The organism is Collinsella sp. AK_207A (assembly GCF_902501965.1).
Lineage (GTDB): Bacteria > Actinomycetota > Coriobacteriia > Coriobacteriales > Coriobacteriaceae > Collinsella.
Window position 1 is genome coordinate 115,698 of the sequence record NZ_CABWID010000019.1, and the last position, 18,254, is coordinate 133,951.

General features: G+C 63.8%; 13 protein-coding genes. 1 reads left to right on the top strand and 12 read right to left on the bottom strand.

Translation table 11 applies throughout. The features are described 5' to 3' along the window. Positions 1-109: 109 nt before the first annotated feature. From GDJ97_RS07545 to GDJ97_RS07555, 3 genes are all read right to left on the bottom strand, one after another. Complete coding sequence (locus GDJ97_RS07545; protein WP_226808915.1) at positions 110-2,824, bottom strand: phosphoenolpyruvate carboxylase; 2,715 nt, start codon at positions 2,822-2,824, stop codon at positions 110-112. Positions 2,825-3,719: 895 nt separating this feature from the next. Next, the gene (locus tag GDJ97_RS07550) at positions 3,720-5,033 is read right to left on the bottom strand and encodes an NCS2 family permease (protein ID WP_152070684.1); all 1,314 of its coding nucleotides are present in this window, start codon (positions 5,031-5,033) and stop codon (positions 3,720-3,722) included. 144 nt (positions 5,034-5,177) lie between these two features. Then, the gene (locus GDJ97_RS07555; protein ID WP_152070685.1) at positions 5,178-6,146 is read right to left on the bottom strand and encodes an undecaprenyl-diphosphate phosphatase; all 969 of its coding nucleotides are present in this window, start codon (positions 6,144-6,146) and stop codon (positions 5,178-5,180) included. A 252-nt stretch (positions 6,147-6,398) separates the two neighbouring features. Between GDJ97_RS07555 and GDJ97_RS07560 the strand changes: the two genes are divergently transcribed. Beyond that, positions 6,399-6,836, top strand: coding sequence for a universal stress protein (locus GDJ97_RS07560; protein ID WP_152070686.1), 438 nt, complete (start codon positions 6,399-6,401; stop codon positions 6,834-6,836). A 102-nt stretch (positions 6,837-6,938) separates the two neighbouring features. Here GDJ97_RS07560 and GDJ97_RS07565 read toward each other — a convergent pair whose 3' ends face one another. From GDJ97_RS07565 to acpS, 9 genes are all read right to left on the bottom strand, one after another. Beyond that, positions 6,939-8,015, bottom strand: a complete 1,077-nt coding sequence (locus GDJ97_RS07565; protein ID WP_152070687.1) for a HAMP domain-containing sensor histidine kinase — start codon at positions 8,013-8,015, stop codon at positions 6,939-6,941. Between the two features lie 5 nt (positions 8,016-8,020). Further along, positions 8,021-8,701: a response regulator transcription factor gene (locus GDJ97_RS07570; protein WP_226808917.1), complete on the bottom strand. Its 681-nt coding sequence runs from the start codon at positions 8,699-8,701 to the stop codon at positions 8,021-8,023. A gap of 141 nt (positions 8,702-8,842) precedes the next feature. After that, on the bottom strand, positions 8,843-10,735 hold the full coding sequence (locus tag GDJ97_RS07575; protein WP_152070689.1) for a carbon starvation protein A: 1,893 nt from the start codon (positions 10,733-10,735) through the stop codon (positions 8,843-8,845). A 347-nt stretch (positions 10,736-11,082) separates the two neighbouring features. Continuing rightward, positions 11,083-13,497 carry a tRNA (adenosine(37)-N6)-threonylcarbamoyltransferase complex transferase subunit TsaD gene (gene tsaD, locus GDJ97_RS07580; RefSeq protein WP_152070690.1) on the bottom strand — a complete coding sequence of 805 codons (2,415 nt, stop codon included), beginning with the start codon at positions 13,495-13,497 and terminating at the stop codon, positions 11,083-11,085. A gap of 24 nt (positions 13,498-13,521) precedes the next feature. After that, complete coding sequence (gene tsaE, locus GDJ97_RS07585) at positions 13,522-14,031, bottom strand: tRNA (adenosine(37)-N6)-threonylcarbamoyltransferase complex ATPase subunit type 1 TsaE (protein WP_373422674.1); 510 nt, start codon at positions 14,029-14,031, stop codon at positions 13,522-13,524. Positions 14,032-14,033: 2 nt separating this feature from the next. Next, positions 14,034-14,702, bottom strand: coding sequence for a uracil-DNA glycosylase (locus tag GDJ97_RS07590; protein ID WP_152070691.1), 669 nt, complete (start codon positions 14,700-14,702; stop codon positions 14,034-14,036). Between the two features lie 9 nt (positions 14,703-14,711). Further along, a complete protein-coding gene (alr, locus tag GDJ97_RS07595; protein ID WP_152070692.1) occupies positions 14,712-15,863 on the bottom strand; it encodes an alanine racemase in 1,152 nt (383 codons plus the stop codon). 2 nt (positions 15,864-15,865) lie between these two features. Continuing rightward, complete coding sequence (locus GDJ97_RS07600) at positions 15,866-17,482, bottom strand: NAD(P)H-hydrate dehydratase (protein WP_152070693.1); 1,617 nt, start codon at positions 17,480-17,482, stop codon at positions 15,866-15,868. After that, positions 17,460-18,026, bottom strand: a complete 567-nt coding sequence (gene acpS, locus GDJ97_RS07605) for a holo-ACP synthase (RefSeq protein WP_152070694.1) — start codon at positions 18,024-18,026, stop codon at positions 17,460-17,462. Before acpS ends, GDJ97_RS07600 begins: the two co-directional genes overlap by 23 nt. Positions 18,027-18,254 lie beyond the last annotated feature (228 nt).

Here is an 18,254-nt window from a genome sequence, read left to right on the forward strand (position 1 = left end):
AACGGGTGCAGACCGGACGCAGGGAGCGTCCAAAGCGGGCGCATCCAAAAAAACAGGCGCTCCCGTTGATGATCGAAAGCGCCTGTTCCTCATACCGTGTGAAACGCGATTACCCCGTGTTCTGGAGTCCTGCGGAGACGCCGGTCACGGTCTCCAGGATGAGCGAGAGGTACTCGGCCTTGGCCTCCTCGGAGAGTTCCTCCTGGTTGGCGCGCACCTCGCGCAGCGCGCGCACCTGGGCGAGCGAAAGCGCGTCCACGTACGGGTTGCGCACGCGCACGGCGCGGCCGAGCACGCGACGGTGCTGCAGCGGCCATTCGTCGCCCACGATCCGCAGCACCCAGCTGCGGGTCAGCCACATCTCGTTGTAGACCTTGGTGGCAAGGTCGGAGCGGTCGGCCAGGGCCAGGTACATCTTGGCGATGCGCTGGTCGGTCTTGGCAAGCGACATCTCGATGTTGTCGATGAACGTGGTGAAGAGCGGCCACTCCTTGTAGGCACGCTGCAGCAGTTCCAGGTTCTCGAGCTTCTCGCACGCGCTCCCGAGACCGTACCATGCGGCCAGGTTGATGCGCGCCTGGCTCCAGGAGAACACCCAAGGAATAGTGCGCAGGTCGTCCAGGCTCTTGGCGCCCAGGCCACGCTTGGCCGGACGGCTGCCGATGGGCAGCAGGCCCACCTCGGTCAGCGGGGTGACGGTCGAGAACCACGGCGTGAAGTCCTCGGTATGCAGCAGGTCGAGGAAGGCCTCGTGGCTTGCCTGGGAGAGGACATCCGCCATGTCCGCGTACTTCTCGGTCATCTCGGTGTTGATCCGCTCAACGGACGGCGCGGAGGTGAGCAGCGTGGCCGCGGCGACGCTCTCCACATGACGCTGGGCGAGCACCGGGTTGCCGTAGCGTGCGAAGATGACCTCCCCCTGCTCCGTCAGCTTGAAGCAGCTGTTGACCGAACCCTTGGGCTGCGCCAGCACGGCTTTGTTGGCCGGGCCGCCGCCGCGGCCCACGGCGCCGCCGCGACCATGCATCAGCACGAGGTCGATGTCGTTGCGCTCCGCCCACGCGGCGATGCGCACCTCGGCAGCGTGCAGTGCAAGCGTGGCGGTCGTGGGGCCGGCGTCCTTGGAGGAGTCGGAGTAGCCGAGCATGACCTCCATCTTGCGGTTGGTCTTCGCCAGACGCGCCTGCACCGCCGGCACGCTCAGCATGCCGTCCAGCACGTTCACGCAGCCCTCGAGGTCCTCAAGCTGCTCGAAGAGCGGGATGACGTCGATCTCGGGCACGTCCTCGGGGTGCGCGAAGGCAAGGTTCGCCAGCTCGTACACGTCGGCCACGTTCTGCGCGCTCTTGGTGAACGAGATGATGTAGCGGCGCGCGGCCTTGATGCCGTAGCGCTTTTGGATCATGCCGAGCGCGCGGAAGGTGTCGAGCACCTCGCGCGTCATGGGTTGCAGCTCGCCATTGCGACCGTGCTCGTGGATATCGGCCAGGGCGCGGCTGTGCACCACGGAATGCTGACGGAACTCGGTCTCGACCATGTGAAAGCCGAAGGTCTCGACCTGCCAGATGATGGTCTGCACCGGACCGTAGGCGGCGCGCACGGCACCGGCCTCGGCCAAGCTGCGCTGCACCACGCGAAGATCGGCCAGGAACTCATCGGCGTTGCGGTACATGGTGTCGGCGTTGCGCCGGATGGTGGCATCCAGGCGGTCAGCCATCACGAGCATGACAGCGCGGTGCAGCTCGGAAGCGGAGATGAGCTCGGCGCGCGAGGTGAGCTTCTCGCTCATCTCAACCTGATGGTCCCACAGGTTGACGAGCTCCTCGGAAGGCTTGGTGTAGGTAGCCTCGAGCGTGAGGTTGCGGCCCACGCGGCGGCACTTCTCCTCGAGCTTGCCGATCATGTGTGTGGCGTACTTGCGCGCCACCTCGCGGCTCACCTTGGCGGTCACGTTGGGGTTGCCGTCGCGGTCGGTGCCGATCCAGCTGCCGGGGTGGAAGAACGCCGGGCACACGGGCGGCACGGTACCGGCCCTATCGCCCAGAATCCAATCGTCAAAGCGGCGGTACACCATGGGGATGGTGTCGAACAACGTAGTATCGAAGATGTCGATGATGGTGTCGGCTTCTTCAACCGGCGTGGGCTTCTTGAGCGCGATGGGGCTCGTACGCACCAGGGCATCGATCTCCTGGAGCATATGGCGCTCGTTCTCCATCAGATCCGAACCGCCCAGCAGCGGACGCTCGGCTAGGAGCCGGCCGATGCGACGGATCTTGCCCTCAACGGCTTTGCGGCGCGCCTCGGTGGGGTGCGCGGTGAAGACGGGATGGAACTCCAGACGGTTGAGCAGCTCGGTGGCGCGCTCGCGACCCACCTCGTCGATGAGCTGGTGATAGGCCACGGTCAGCTCATTCGCGGGGTCGGTGGGGGACCCCACGGAAACGTCCCCCTCGCGCTGGTGCAGCACGCTCACCCGGTAGTTCTCCTCAGTCAGATTGGCCAGGTGGAAGAACGTCGTGAACGCGCGGACGAGCACCTGGGCATGCTCGATATCGAGCGAGTCGATGAGCGCCACGGCATCGCGAAACGCGGCAACGCTCGGCGCGTCGCCCTGCGGGATGCCCTGCTCATCGGTCGTCTCGTCGGCGGCCGCGGTGCCGGGGTTGCCCTCGTTTGCCACCACGACGCTGCCGAGCAGCTGGTCGAAGAGCGAGCGGATGGCAGGATCGTATTCATCGAGCACCCGGCGCTCCAGGCGCAGGAAGAGCTCGAGGTTCTCCCGTAGACTATCCGGGATATCAATCTCGGTAATGTCGGTGGTCAAGGCATATCCCCCTTCGACGCCGTCCTTAAGCCGCAGCTATTATAGGCATCGGAAAACGAGGCACTTTATCTAGCAAAAGCATTTCCAAGCGATTCCATACAATCGGCGAACGGAAGCGCTGCCTCCCTAAACGGCATCGACGGGGTCGCCGAAGGTCCGCCGCACGTGTTGCGCGTGCATACAGGACCAACACTGCCAAGCAGACGTTCCACCAGGGAGGGGCGGTTGCTCGGCTGGCCTGCCACCAGGAGGAGGTTGCTAAGCAGATTTGCCACCAGGAGGAGGTTGCTAAGCAGACCTGCCACCAGCAGGAGGTTGCTAAGCAGACCTGCCACCAGGAGGAGGTTGCTAAGCAGATTTGCCACCAGGAGGAGGTTGCTTAGCAGATTTGCCGTGAAGACCCTGTTTTCGAGGCTCTGATGGCAAATGTGCTTAGCAAATCCCCCTTGATGGCAAATGTGCTTAGCAAATCCCCCCTTTGCTGGTGCGTCTGCTTAGCAAATCCCTCTTGCCGGTTCGTCCGCTGAGCAACGACCGCCTGCTTGGTGACCCATGTGCTTAGCAACGGGCCAATTGGCGTTGTTCCGCGTCCGGTTTCGATTGCGCCGCCGCGCCGGAAGACCAACCGGCGCGGCCCGTTTCAGTTTCAACCCGGCGAGGGTGCCAACACCCCCACCAGATAGGAGCCATCTATGGCAAGCATCCATTTCAACCCCCGCATCCTCGGACGGCTCAGGACACCTTCCTGAGCGCCGAGGAGGCGATTGCGCAGGGCTTTGCCGACAAGGTCGCCGGCCTGCCCACCGCGAACCGCACCGCCGCATAACGCAAAAGCGGTCCACGGGAAGCACCCCCGTGGACCGCTTTTTGGTTGAACCGAATGACGGCGAACAGGCTACGCCAGCAGGAAGTACACCAGGAAGGCGATAGCGGCCACCCACATGAGCGGCTTGACCTTCTTGATCTGGCCGGTCACAGCGGCGACGATCACATACGCGATGAAGCCGAAGCCGATGCCGTCGGAGATGGAGTAGGTGAAGGGCACACCCGCGGCGATCATGAACGCCGGGAAGCCCTCGAGCAGGTCGGACCAATCGATCTCGTGCACCTCGCCCATCATGAGGAAGCCCACGAACACGAGCGCGCCGCAGGTGGCGGCAGAGTTCACGATGGCGATGATCGGCGAGAAGAACGCGGCGAGCAGGAAGAGCACGCCCGTCGTCACGGAGGTCAGACCGGAGCGGCCGCCGTCGGCGGCACCGGAGGTGGACTCAACGAAAGTGGTGATGGAAGAGGCACCGAAGAAACCGCCCACGGCAGCAGCGGCAGAGTCAACGATCAGGATCTGCTTGATATCCTTGACGTTGCCGTCCTCGGTCAGGAAGTCACCCTGCTTGGCAACGGCCATGGCGGTGCCCATGGTGTCGAAGAAGTCGGACATCATGAGCGAGAACGCGAAGACGATGAGCGTGGGGTTGGTGAGCACCTTCACGATGCCCATCGTGCCGCCCTCATCCGTGAGGAACGGCGCGCCGATGGAGGAGAAGTCGAGGCCGGAGACGATGCCGGTGGGCATCTGCGTCACGCCTAGGGGAATACCGGCGATCACGGAGACCACGATGCCGATCAGTAGGGCGCCGGGCACGCGCAGGGAATAGAGCACCACCGTCGCGATGATGGAGATGAGCGCGATGATGAACGTGGGGCTCGTAACCTCGCCGAGTGTGACCATGGTGGACTCGTCGGCGACGATGATGCCGCCGTCCTTCAGGCCGATCATGGCAATGAAGAGTCCGAGGCCCACGGAGATGGCGTGGCGCAGCGAGACGGGGATGGCGTCCATGATGGCCTCGCGCAGACCGCAGAGCACGAGAATGAGAATGGCAACGCCCTCGATGAAGATGACGGCGTTAGCAGCGTGCCAGTCGCCACCAGCGACGGCAGTGAGCGTGTAAGCGACCACAGCGTTCACGCCCATGCCCGAGGCGCAAGCCAGCGGACGGTTGGAGAAGACGCCCATGAGAATCGTCATGATGCCGGCGCCCAGGCAGGTGGCCGTCACCGCGGCGGCGGCGGGGATGCCCGCCTCCGAGAGCAGCAACGGGTTCACCGCGATGATGTAGGCCATCGCGAGGAACGTCGTCAGGCCGGCGCGTAGCTCCGTTCCGACGTTGGAGCCGCGCTCCGAGAGCTTGAAGAACTGTTCCATACTCGTGTCTCCCCTTTCCCTTGTGAATAAAGACACGTCGATAAGGTACCAGAAAACAAACACCCGCGCAGCTGAGCGCGGGTGCAAACACGTAACGGAAATGTCGATTGAGGCCAAGAAGCCCGAGGAATGTGCTCGGAAACGCTACAGCCCGAGCACGGGAACAGCCACCAGGAAGTACGCGAGCACGAGGATGCCAAGCACGATGCGGTACACGCCGAACGCCTTGAAGTCGTGCTTCTTCACAAAGCCCATGAGCCAGCGAATCGAGAGCAACGAGACCACAAAGGCCACCGCGCAGCCCGCCAGCAGGATCACGGTACCGTTCATATCGAACGAGCCGCCCTTGAGGAAGAACTTGACCACCTTGAGTAGGCTCGCGCCAAACATAACGGGAATGGCCAGGAAGAACGTGAACTTGGACGCCACCTCGCGCGTGCAGCCCAAAAGCAAGCCGCCGATGATGGTGGAGCCGGAGCGCGAGGTGCCGGGCACAAGCGAGAGCACCTGGAAGCACCCGATGCCAAGCGCCGTCTTCCACGAAAGGTCCTCGAGCGAGGCAATCTTGCCGAAGTCGGTATCGTCGGTGGCGTCAGCGTCAGCAGCCGAGCTGGCGAAGTGCGCGCCCGCGGGACGGGATCCGGGCAGCGCGCCGGCGGCCATGAGCTCCACACGCTTGGCGGCGCGGCGCCGCTCGATCACGATGAACGCCACGCCGTATGCCACGAGCGCGGCGGCGACCACGGGCGCGTTGTAGAAGTGCTCCTCCATCCAGTCATTCAGCGGCAAGCCGATCGCCGCGGCGGGGATGCATCCCAGCACGATCTTGCCCCAGAGCTTCCAGGTATCGCGCCGGCCGTCCTTGCCCTTAGAGGGGCTGAACGGATTCAGCTCGCGGAAAAACAGCACGCAGACGGCCAGGATGGCACCGAGCTGGATAACCACGAGGTACATATTGATGAAGGCGGTGTTGCGCGCCGCGTCGGCGTACACGCTCATCTTCACGAACTCGTCCACCAGGATCATATGGCCCGTGGACGAGATAGGCAGCCACTCCGTGATGCCCTCGACGATGCCCAGCAGCACCGATTTCAGCAGTTCGATGATATCCAAGGAGAACTCCCTTGCCCCCAGGGCGCCCGTACGCCCGCACGTTCAGTTCGTTCATTATGACCCCGCAGCTCAACAGGCCCTGAAAATGCACGGACAAAACGAACGCCGTTCATCCGGTGTTCAGGTAATCCGCGCCGCCCCTACCGCACACGGAAAAGTTCGGTCGGCGCGCGGGGAGGCGGGGTATACCTGTGACAAGGTAAGCCGTCCGCGCGGATGCACGAGCCGCGCGGCATATGTTTGGAGGTCACCATGCACGAGGGCTATTCCAAGATTTTCGTTTCGCTCGACGGCACCGAGCAGCAGGACTTTGTACTCGCGCGCGCCATCAAGGTCGCCGCGAACAACGGCGCAAGCCTCGTCATCGGCCACGTCATCGATTCCACGGCGCTCGAATCCGCCGGATCCTATCCCGTCGACCTGGTTAACGGACTCGAAGAGGCATTCCGCTCCTCCATTGCCAAGCAGGTTGAGGAAGCCGAGGCCAATCCCGACATCCCAAGCGTTGAGGTCATCGTCCGCGCCGGCCGCATCCGCGAGACGCTCAAGGACGAGATGCTCGACGTGGTAAAACCCGACCTGGTGCTTTGCGGCGCCCGCGGCCTATCGAGCATCAAGTACGCGTTGCTCGGGTCCATCTCCACATTCCTGCTGCGCAACACGGATTGCGACATCTTGGTCGTGAAGTAACGCCGCGCCGGCTCAAACGGCAAGGCATCGCCCCTCCCCACGCTCGTCTTCGAGCTTGGGGAGGGGCTTTTCGTGACACGGCACCCTTGGCGATGCGCAGCCCTATCCCTCGAAATAGCTGTACTTGTTTGCGGGAAAGCTGAACTCCACCGTAAACGAGCTTCCCGGCACGGATGTCGCCGCCACGTTCACGTTCATCTTGTCGCAGAGCTTTTTCACCAGATAGAGCCCAATGCCCGTTGAGCGCTTGCCCGCATGGCCGGCCTCTCCGGAACGGCCCGCCTCCCCGGTAAAGCCCTTGTCGAACACGCGCGGCAGATCGGCCGCGCTCACGCCGCACCCGTTGTCGGACACGCGCAGCACCACGCGCTCTTCAGCCGACCCCGCATCGAGCAGCCGGGCCGAGAACTCGATACGCGCCCCCTCGGTCCGTGCGTACTTGATGCTGTTCTGCACCACCTGGCCCAAAATGAACGCCATCCACTTTTCATCCGTAAACACGCGCTGGTCCAAATCGTGTAGCACCGGCGCCACGCCCGCGGCGATGAGCTCGCGCGCATTGGCCTTCACCGCGCTTGCCACCAAGTCGCTCAGGGCATAGCTCCGAATGAGGTAGTCGCGGTCGAGCGTTTCCGAGCGGGCATAGAAGAGTGCCTGTTCGATATAGCCCTCTGTGCGATCGAGTTCCTCATCCAACGCATCCAGACGGGCCCGCGCGCCCTCATCGAGCTCTCCCTCGGCCCGCAGGTTCTCCGCCATCAGGTGCGCCGCTGCAAGCGGGCTCTTGGCCTCGTGCACCCAGGTCTCCACGTACTCGCGGTAATCGACCACGCGTCGCTGCGCGTCGGCGACTTCATCGCTCGCCGTCTTGGCCATGGCGCGCAGGGCGGCGAACACGAGCGCATCCTCGGCAGCATCGGGATGCTCCATAAGCTCGTTGAACCAGAGCGGATTCGCGCCCTCGTCCGTAAATCGCGCCAGATCGCGGTAGAACTCGCGCCGGGCCAGAAAGACCGCCACAAGCTCCGCGAGCGCACAGCCGACGCCGATGCCGCACACCAGCACGATGACTGGCCATCCGACCCCTGTCGTGGCCAGCACGAACGCAATCAGCGCGAACGACGCGAGCGCGAGGGCCACCGAGAGCAGGTTCGACCGGATAAAGGTTCCGAAGCCCATGGCGCCTACACCGTATAGCCCTGGCCGCGCTTGGTGACCAGATAGTTCGCAACACCGATCTTCTCGAGCGTGGCGCGCAGGCGGTTGATATTCACCGTAAGGGTGTTGTCGTCGATGAACGCCTCAGATTCCCACAGGTCGCGCATGATATCGGCCCGCGGAACCACCTGTCCGGCGCGGGACATGAGCAAGGCCAGGATGCGGCACTCATTTTTGGTGAGTTCCACCTCGCGCCCGTTGGCCCGCGCAACCGATCGCGCCGAATCGAGCTCCACCCCGTTGTGGGAGAGGATCGTCGCCGCACCGCCGTCGGCACGGCGCAACAGGGCTTGAATGCGCGCCACGAGCACGCGCAGCCGATACGGCTTGGGAATGAAGTCATCCGCCCCCAGGTTCATGGCCATGACCTCATCGATCTCGGTGGTGCGAGACGTCAGCACGATAATGGGCACCTGGCTGTGCTCGCGTAGATCGCGCGCGATGAACTGCCCGTCCGTTCCCGGCAGCGTAAGGTCGAGGAGCACTAGGTCGGGAGCGGCGGCCAGTATATCCGGCACCACGCGATCAAAGCGCTCGGCCGCAGCCGTGCGGAACCCCTCGCGCTCGAGCGCCCGCGCAAGCTCCCCAGCAATAGCGGCGTCATCCTCCACGATGTATACGAACGGCTTCTCCAGCAAGACGGCCACCCCCTTTCGATCCTGCATTATCGCACGAGCGCGCACGTTCCGACCTTTCGGCCGGGCGTTGCGGACACAAAGAAGGGGCCGGGCTCCGATCGCCTCGGAACCCGGCCCCTCGCATGTACTGAATTCTATCAGCCTGTTGAGTTACGCCGTCGCGGCATCGCTCCCGGTGGCAGCCTGCTCGGCCTCGGCTTGGCAGTGCTCGCGGCCCAACTCGGTCCACTCGGGCTCCTCGTCGGGGATGGAACCGGCCCCCTTGGTGAAGAACTCCTTCAGGCAGTTGTAGGCAACGATCACACCGAGTACCAGCAGCAGCACCGCGAAGATGAGCTGCAAGCCCTTCGTGGCAGCCACCGACATGGCCGCCGAGGCCGCCGTGGCGGGGATGGTGCCAAAGAACCCGAACTGGCCGATGACGGCAATGCAACCCATGATGCTCTGGACGAGCGAGGTGCCGGTACAGGCCAGCAGAAACACCACGGGAATGTAGAGCATCCAGCCCTTGCGGCCCGTGCACTTGCAGAACACGGCGAGGGTGATCATGGTCATGCCGCCCAGCAGCTGGTTGGAGGCACCAAAGAGCGCCCAGATGTTGCTATAGCCGCCAAAGGCGAGCACCATGCCGAGCGCCAGCGTCACGACCGTTGCGAACCAGGGGTTGCCGAGCACCTTCATGGCGCCGGACTTCTCCTTATCGAGCGCCAGGGCGTCGTTGGTGCGAGCGAAGAACTCGGAGAACGAGGTGCGGCCGATACGGCACACGGCGTCGACGGACGTCAGGGCAAGGGCGGAGACGCTCATGGTCATGAACACGTTGGCCAGCGTGGCGTTCACGCCAAAGGCCTCCATGCCACGGGAGACGCCCGTGGAGAAGATCGTGAACGGCGTGGCGGCAACGCCCGCGTTCAACGCACCGGTACCGGCGGTGTTCAGATCGGAATACATGATGGCTGCGACGATGATGGCAAGGATGCCCACGAAGGACTCGGTCACCATGGCGCCGTAGCCCACCTTGACCGCATCCTCCTCGCGCTCAACCTGCTTGGAAGAGGTACCGGAGCTCACCAGGCTGTGGAAGCCGGAAAGCGCGCCACAGGCAACGGACACGAACAGCAGCGGGAACATATTGCCCGAGGCAGTGGTAAAGCCGGTGAAGGCGGGGGCCGTCATCTGAGCCTGGCCGTTCGCACCGAGCACCACGATGCCGAGCACGGCGCAGATGATCATGGCGAGCATCATGATGGAGGTCAGGTAGTCGCGCGGGGTCTTCAGCACCTGGATGGGCACCGAGCTCACGATGAGCAGGTACACGGCCACCACGGCAAACCAACCGTACTTGTCGAGATAGATGGGGAAGTTCATGCCCACGGCAAAGGTGAGCAGAATGGCGATCACGGCCACCGCGAGCTCGCGAGGACCCTCGAGGTTCCACTTGCGGCAAGCCCAGCCAAAGAACATGGCGCCGAAGGTGAGCAGGATGGAGATGGTGCCCGCAGCGCCCGCAGCATAGGACTTGGCGGCGCCGTTCACGCCCACGCCCACGCCGGCGGAAACCACGTCATCGGGCTTCATGGCAAAGGTGCCGGCAACCATATCGACGAACGCGGCGATGACAATGATGCAGAACAGCCAGCTGAACAGCAGGAACAGGCGACGACCGGTCTTGCCGATGTACTTCTCGATGAGCTGGGCCAGCGACTTGCCGTTGTTCTTCATGCTCGCATAGAGCGCGCCGAAGTCATGCACGGCCCCGAAGAAGATGCCGCCCACGAGCACCCACAGCACCACGGGCAGCCAGCCAAAGGCCATGGCCACGATGGTGCCCGTCACCGGGCCGGCACCGCAGATCGAGCTGAACTGGTGCGAAAACACCGTGAACGCGGAGGCCGGGGAGAAGTCCTTGCCGTTCTCCATGCGGCGCGCTGGGGTGATCGCATCGCGTTCGACACCCCATGTATTGGCCAACCACCGTCCGTAGAGGAGGTACGCGCCGACGAGCACGACGGCAGCCACCACCATCAACACAACTCCGTTCATTTCCATTCCTTCCCTCGGAGCACTTCTCTCAGCAACAAAAAAACGGAGGCTGTCGATTGCGCTCGACGGCCTCCGTTTCATACCAGCCGCCCGTATCGTGCGGGCTAGCTGTTTTATCTGCTAACCCGCACTAGATAATGGCGATGCCTAGTACAACGCGACGCATAATGCTGAGAAACCCTCTTCGATCCCGGCACCGCTCTCCAACCATGGACAACCATGCCAACTTCTTGGACGACTCGTAGTATGGTACTTTAGCGAACTAGAGTCAATCCTCCTGCCGAATTATTTTGACCGTCTGCCGATGCGCCCGAATAGCCCGGCAGCCCGCTGATGGGCCACACGCTCTACAGCGTCATGTTCGGATCGGCGTCCATGCTGAACGGGGCGAAATCGCCCTCCCGGAACTTGCGACGCGCCACCTCGGCGATCATGGCCGCGTTGTCCGTGCAGGCATTCTGCGGCGGCAGGGTCACGTGCACCCCGCGACGCCCCAGCTTGCGCACAAGCAGCTCGCGCAGATGCGGATTCGCCGCAACGCCGCCACCCAAGCAATACTCGGTCGCACCCGTCTGCCTGAGGGCATCCCAGGCCTTCTTGAACTGCACGTCGAAGACAGCTGCCTCAAAACTTGCCGCAAGGTCGGGAAGGTGAATCGTCCGCCCCGCAGCGGTCTCTTGGTCGATGTACTGCACCACCGCGGTCTTCAAACCCGAAAGCGAGAACCGGTAGTCGTGGCTATGCATCATGGCGCGCGGGAACTCGATTGCCTTGGAATCTCCATCCTCAGCCAGACGCGAGATGATGGGGCCACCGGGGTAGCCCAGGCCCAGCGCCTTGGCCACCTTGTCGAACGCCTCGCCCACGGCATCGTCCAGCGTCTCGCCGAGCACCTGGTAATCACCCCACGCGCGCACGTGTACCAGCATGGTATGACCGCCGGAAACGAGCGTGAAGATGAACGGGGGCTCCAAATCCGGGTTGGCGAGCAGGTTGGCGTACAGGTGGCCCTCAAGGTGATTGACCGCGATGAGCGGCAGCCTCGCCGCAAAGGCAAAGCCCTTGGCAAAAGCCACGCCCACCACAAGCGCGCCCACGAGGCCGGGACCCTGCGTTACGCCCACGGCGGCAAGCTCACTCGGAGCGATGGCACCGCCGGAAAGCCCCAGCGCACCGGCAGCCTCCTCGAGCGCGGCGTCGACCGTGCCCACGATAGCCTCCACGTGCTTGCGGCTGGCGATCTCGGGCACCACGCCGCCAAAACGCGCGTGGAAGTCGATTGAGGTGGAGACCTGATTTGCCAAGATAGTACCTACGGCGTCGATGATGGCCACCGCCGTCTCGTCGCATGAGCTCTCGATGGCGAGCACGAGCTGCCGGCGGTCGAGCTCGGCGCGCTCTTCCGCCGTGCGGACGGGCTCCGGCAGAGGCCAGGTTCGCGCCACCGCAGCGGTGGGCTCCGGAGACTCCGCGTCGACGGGCAGGACCAACGGCAGCGAAGCCGTCATCACCACCGCATCGGCGCCGGGGCCGTAATACCCGCGGCGCACCCCCGTCCGCTCAAAACCGAGGGCGGCGTATAGTCGCTCCGCGGGATCGTTTCCCGTCTCCACCTCGAGCGACGCCGTGGTACAGCCGAGTATCTGAGCGTCGTAGCTCACGTGCGCCAAGAGCTTGCGGGCGATGCCCCGGCGTCGATGCTCGGGAGATACCACCACGTCCAGCACCTGCAGGTCCTGGTCCACGACCATGCCGCCCGCCATGCCGATGAGCTCGCCGTTGTCGTGCGCCACCCACCAGGAGCGCGGTGCGGGGACATCCGCGGCAAGCTCGGACAAGAACATGCCCGGCGTCCACGGCTCATGGGCCTCCTCGGTAAAGCACACCGCGTCGAGCGCCGCAGCCGCCTCGGCATCGGCGGCCCCCATGGGGCGGAACTGCAGATGGCGGCCGGCAAGGTCATCGGCCACACCCGTTGTCTCCACCGTGGCGCTCTCCGCTAGGCCCAGCCGACGCCGCTCGTTTTCCTCGGCGTCCGAAAGTCGCGTGTACACGGGGAGCACGAGCGCCGGGTCGCACGGGACATCCACATCCACGCCGCCCGCTGCCGTCCAGGCCAGCAGCAAGCCCTCACCCGAGGGCCACCAGAGCTCGCGCGGCAATACCCGCGCCATCAAGCCGGTATCCTCAAAGAGCTTGCCGTACCGAACCAGCCCATCACCGCAGATCTGCAGCTCATCTACATCGGGAAGCGCGCGCCATTCCTCTACGGCCGCCGCGGCCTTGACGACGCGTTCGCGCTCGAACAGGCGCGCGGCACCGCTTTCGTCAAGTTCGTAGAGCGCCGGATACACCTCGCCGCGCATGGCATCCGCCGCCACGCCCAGCTTGCCGCGCACGCCAGCATGCCAAGCGCTCCAGGCCACCGCGTCGAGCGTCGAGGCGCCGTACAAGGGGGCATTCGCGCCCCTCGCCAGCCCCTTTGCCGTTGAGATGCCGATGCGCACGCCGGTAAACGATCCCGGTCCGCGCCCTACCAGGTAGCCGTCGACATCGACGGCGGAGCAGCCGGCATCCGAAAGCGCTGCGGCCACGGTGTCCACCAGCTCCACGTTAGCCCGACGCCGGCACGCATGGTCACGTACGGCCAGAATCTCCACCCCCGACGCCCCAGCGCGGGAATCAACCCGTGCCACCGCACATGCCAGCATATCGCTCGAGGTATCAATCGCCACCACAACGGCGGCGCGGGAATCGGCCATCACGTGCCCCTTCGTTCTGAGAATTTAACGCGTCGATTGTACCCGTTCGCACACGGCGGCATCGATCTTCGCGGCGAGCTCAAGAGCCCGCGCCCCCTGCGGCGCAAGGCGAATCACGCGCTCGGAAGCACCCGTCTTCTCGAGCACCACGCCGAGGTACTCGTCCGTCAGCTCGTCTTGGAACTGCTCGCCCCATTCCAGCAGGCACGCGCCCTCGTATCCCAAAACGTCAAAGATGCCCGTGTCTTCCAGCTGATAGGCATGCTCGAGTCGGTACAGATCAAAGTGGAAGAGCGGCAACCGCCCTCCATCGTGTACCGCCATCAGGGCAAAGGTGGGGCTCGTGACGGGGTGAGCATCGCCCAGCCCGCGCGAGACACCCTTGGTGAACTGTGTCTTGCCCGCGCCCAAGCCGCCCGTGAGCACGAGCACGTCGCCATCTTCCAGGCACGGGGCAACCAGCTCGCCAAAGCGCTCGGTATCCTCCGGGGAGACGCTCTGGTACCGCCCCTCCCCCATTCGCATCAACGCCACGGCTACTCCTCCACCCGGGGCAGCGCCTCGGAATGCTCCACGGCGGGAGCAACCACGGGCGCGCCGCTCTCTACGGGATGCCGCACTAGATACTCGCCTAACATATGAAAATCCGCTTCCAGCAGCTCTTGCCAGGCGGGATTGCGCAGCGCCGCCGCAGGATGGAACGTGGGCATGACCACGAAGTGCCCCATCTGGTGAAAACGACCGCGCAGTTTGGTGATGCCGATCTCGGTCTTGAGCACGAAGTGCGTGGCGGGGTTGCCCATCGTCACGATGACATCCGGCCAGATGCTCCTGATCTGCTCGCGCAGAAACGGGCTGCAGGCCAGCACCTCATCGGCCTTGGGATTACGGTTTCCAGGAGGACGGCACTTGAGCACGTTGGCGATATAGACGTCCTCGCGACGCAGGCCCGCCAGTCCCAAGATGCCGTTCAAGTTCTCGCCCGCACGGCCAACGAACGGCTCCCCCTGCAGGTCTTCGTTGCGACCAGGCGCCTCGCCCACGAACAGCACCCGAGCCTTCGGATTACCCACGCCGAATACGATCTTCGTCCGTGTCTGGGCAAGCTCGCACCGACGGCAATCGCCTAAGACGGCACGAATCTCCTCGAGCGTTACCTCTCGCGGCTTTTGAGCCGTATGGCCGGGAATCTGCATGACGCCCATTCTGGCCCCCTACAGGTAGACTTTCTCGAGACGCATGCCAAAGCCGCACGCCACCTCGTAGTTGATCGTTCCGCGCAGGCACGCCATCTCGTCCATGGTGATCTCCGCGTCGCCGTCGCGCCCGACGATGGTCATGACGTCGCCCACCTCGGCTTCCGGCACCTCATGCGCCGAAGTCTGCTGGATGGCCACCATGAACTGGTCCATGCAGATATTGCCCACCTGTTGCAGGCGCTCGCCACGGTAGAGCACATCCATGCGATTCGAGAGCACGCGGGCCAGGCCGTCGGCATAGCCAACAGGCAGTGTGCAAATCTGCACCCGCGCACGCGGCACCCGATACGTGTAGCCGTAACCCACGCCCTCGCCCATGACGGGATGGGCCACGCGCGTCACGCGCGCGCGCACGCTCATAACAGGCGAGAGGGGGAACACCGGAGCGGTGCGCTCGCAGGGCTGCAGGCCATACAGGCCAATGCCCGCCCGAATCATATCGAAATGCGTAGAAGGGTCGAGGATGCTCGCCGGCGTGTTATCGCAATGCACGAGGCCGCAGTCAAATCCGGCCTGCTGCATGGCGGCCACGGCCTCCTCAAATCGCTTGCACTGCAGCTTGTAGTCCCACCCGGAAGGCTCATCCGCCGTGGCGAAGTGCGTGAAGACGCCGTCGCAGGCAAGCCCGCGATGGAAGTCGATCTCGCGGCGAAACTCGACGACCTGCGAATAGTGCACGCCGATGCGGTTCATACCCGTCTCGATCGCCATGTGGTACCTGCCCACCAAGCCACGCTCCACCGCGCGCTCGCCATAGGCCATGGCGAACTCGGAGGAGTACACGGACGGCATGATGCTATGGTCGAGCAGCTCGTCGATCGCGGAAACGGGAGGCTCGGAAAGGATGAGGATGGGAGAGTTGATGCCGCCCTCGCGCAGCTCGATGCCCTCATGTACCGTGGCAACCGCGAACATATCGGCCCCGGAAGCACGCATCACCCGGGCACACTGCACCGCGCCGTGTCCGTAAGCGTCGGCCTTCACTACACAGCACAGGCGCTGCCTGGGACCAAGCAGGTTTTTGAAAGCCCGCGTATTGCGCCTCAGCGCGTTCTGATCGATTTCCACCCAGGCCCAGCGCGTGCTCGGCTCCTTGACCATCGGCATGATTACTCCTCTTCAGAGCCAGCATCGAGGCCCAGGTCCTCGAGGGCCTCATCCTCGACCATCTGGAGCGCCGCTCCGATCATATCAATGAGGTCGGTGGCGATCACGCTCTTGTCTCCCATGGCCGCCGCGGCTGCGTAGCCCGTGTTGGAGTGAACGGAAACGGCATAGGCGCAGAGCAGGCCCCAATCGTCGGCCTCGGCATGAGCGGTTGCCACGGTTCCCGCAAGGATACCGGCCAGAACGTCGCCCGAACCAGCCGTTGCAAGCGAAGCCGGACCAGCAGGTGGCAGGAGCGTGCGCTCCACTCCGACGACCGCCGTGGTCGGGCCCTTAGCGACCACGACCATGTTGTCGGAACCCGCGCCCCACACGATGCGCTGCGCCGCGGAGATTGCGGTCCCCAGATCATGAACGGGCTCATCCGCCACGAGCCTCGAGAGCTCCCGATAATGCGGTGTGAGGATGAGCGGGGCTTCGCGCCGATACATCTCCGGAGCATCATCCAGGCCGTCGATGCAGGCGCGAGCGAGGCAGTTCAGCGCATCGGCGTCGAGAATGAGCGGCATATCCTGCTCGATGAGTCCAGTCACCACGCCCAGGCAACCTGCGGCCGTCGTCATCCCCGGTCCGCAAAGCACGCAGTCGTACTTGCCGGCGATATCCGAGATGACCTGCTTTGCCGCCGCACCAAAGGAACCGCGGGAATCGGATGGTACCGCCACCACGGGAACGGACGGCAGCGCCATGCGAATGAGATTGGCGCAGGCATCAGGCGCCGCAACGGTCACATAACCAGCACCGGCGCGAGCAGCGGACTTCGCCGCCATCATCGCAGCGCCGGGATACGTGGCCGAACCGGCAACCACGAGAACGGAACCCCGCGAGTACTTGTCCACGCTCGCGGGAAGCGGCTCGATGCAGTCGTAAATGTCTCCGGGAACCACAATCTCGGCGGCGTGGTCAACCTCGTCGATAACCTCTGCGAGCTTCTCGTAAAGCTCACCGCACACAACATCCCCAGCATATTCGGGGCCGTCCGCGCTATAGAGGCCCATCTTCGTGGCAAGCATGGTAGCCGTCTCATCGGCGCGAACGCACGCACCGGCAACCACGCCGGTATCGGAATCAAGACCGGAAGGCACGTCGACGGAAACGACGTAGGCTTCGAGATCGTTGAGCGTAGGGATCCAGATGGAGAACGGCGGACGCAGCTCGCCGTGGAATCCGGTGCCCAGAATGGCGTCGAGCACGACATCGGCGCCTTCGACAAGCTCTGCCAGCTCGTCCTTAGAGGGACCAACATGCACGTCCACATCACGAGCGGCGGTGCGACGCGCCACATGCCGGGCTAGGGCAGCGGGGATCTCGTCGGGCTCGACCGGGGAGACAACGTCGACAGCAATGCCCTTCTGGCGAAGAACATCAGCCGCGACCCATCCGTCGCCGCCGTTGTTACCAAATCCCACGAGCACCACCACGCGCTTGGGGTTGCGCTTCTCTACAACGGAGGCAGCGAACTCACCAGCAAGCTCCATGAGCTCGGCTTTGGAAGTGCCATCCTTCTCGATGAGGTCTTCGAGACGCCTTGTTTCCTCAGTGCTCAGAACTGGCTGCATCTGCGCTCTCCGCTCCCTCGAACAACAATTCTTCCGATTCACCCTGAAGCCCCTCAGACTCCTGCACGCGTTCAAGATCATCAAGTACGCTGCGGACCTCTCGAAAGGAACGGGCAATCTGCGTCTTCTCGTCAGCGATCGTGGTTTTCGGCTTGGGGCGCACTGCCTCGGTAATGGCCATGGCATTCGCCACGGCGAGCTCACCTGTAAAAGAAAGCGAGAGGGCGACTTCTACGATGCCCTGTTCCTGGGCGATCTCCAAGGCACGGCCCGTCAGGACAGCGAGTGGTTTACCATTTGAATCACGGGCAACGGAGACGTCCTTTCGCCCGATGCCTCGCGAGAACCCTGTCCCCAAAGCTTTGAGAACAGCCTCACGAGCAGCAAAGCGACATGCATAGTGGGCAGCGGGACGCGCTTTAGACTCGCAGTACAAACGCTCTTCGTCGGTAAAGACGCGAGCAGCAAAAGAGGGGGTCTTCGAAAGAATGCCCTCCATACGCGTAATCTCAACGATATCGACCCCGATGGCCGCATGTGCCATATGCAAACTCCAAAAACCAAGCCACGACGAACGTGCTCATTGTAGCCCAAGAAGATGCAGCGCACTGAACGGGAGACAGACCCCCATGATGGGCATATGGCCCTTGATTATCAACTTTATCCGAACACCTCCCACATTCATCCGCACATGTGCGGATGAATGTGGGAACCCGATACCCTGAGGGCCGGATCGGCCGGCCCCGGGAGATCGGAGGACGGCATGTCCGGA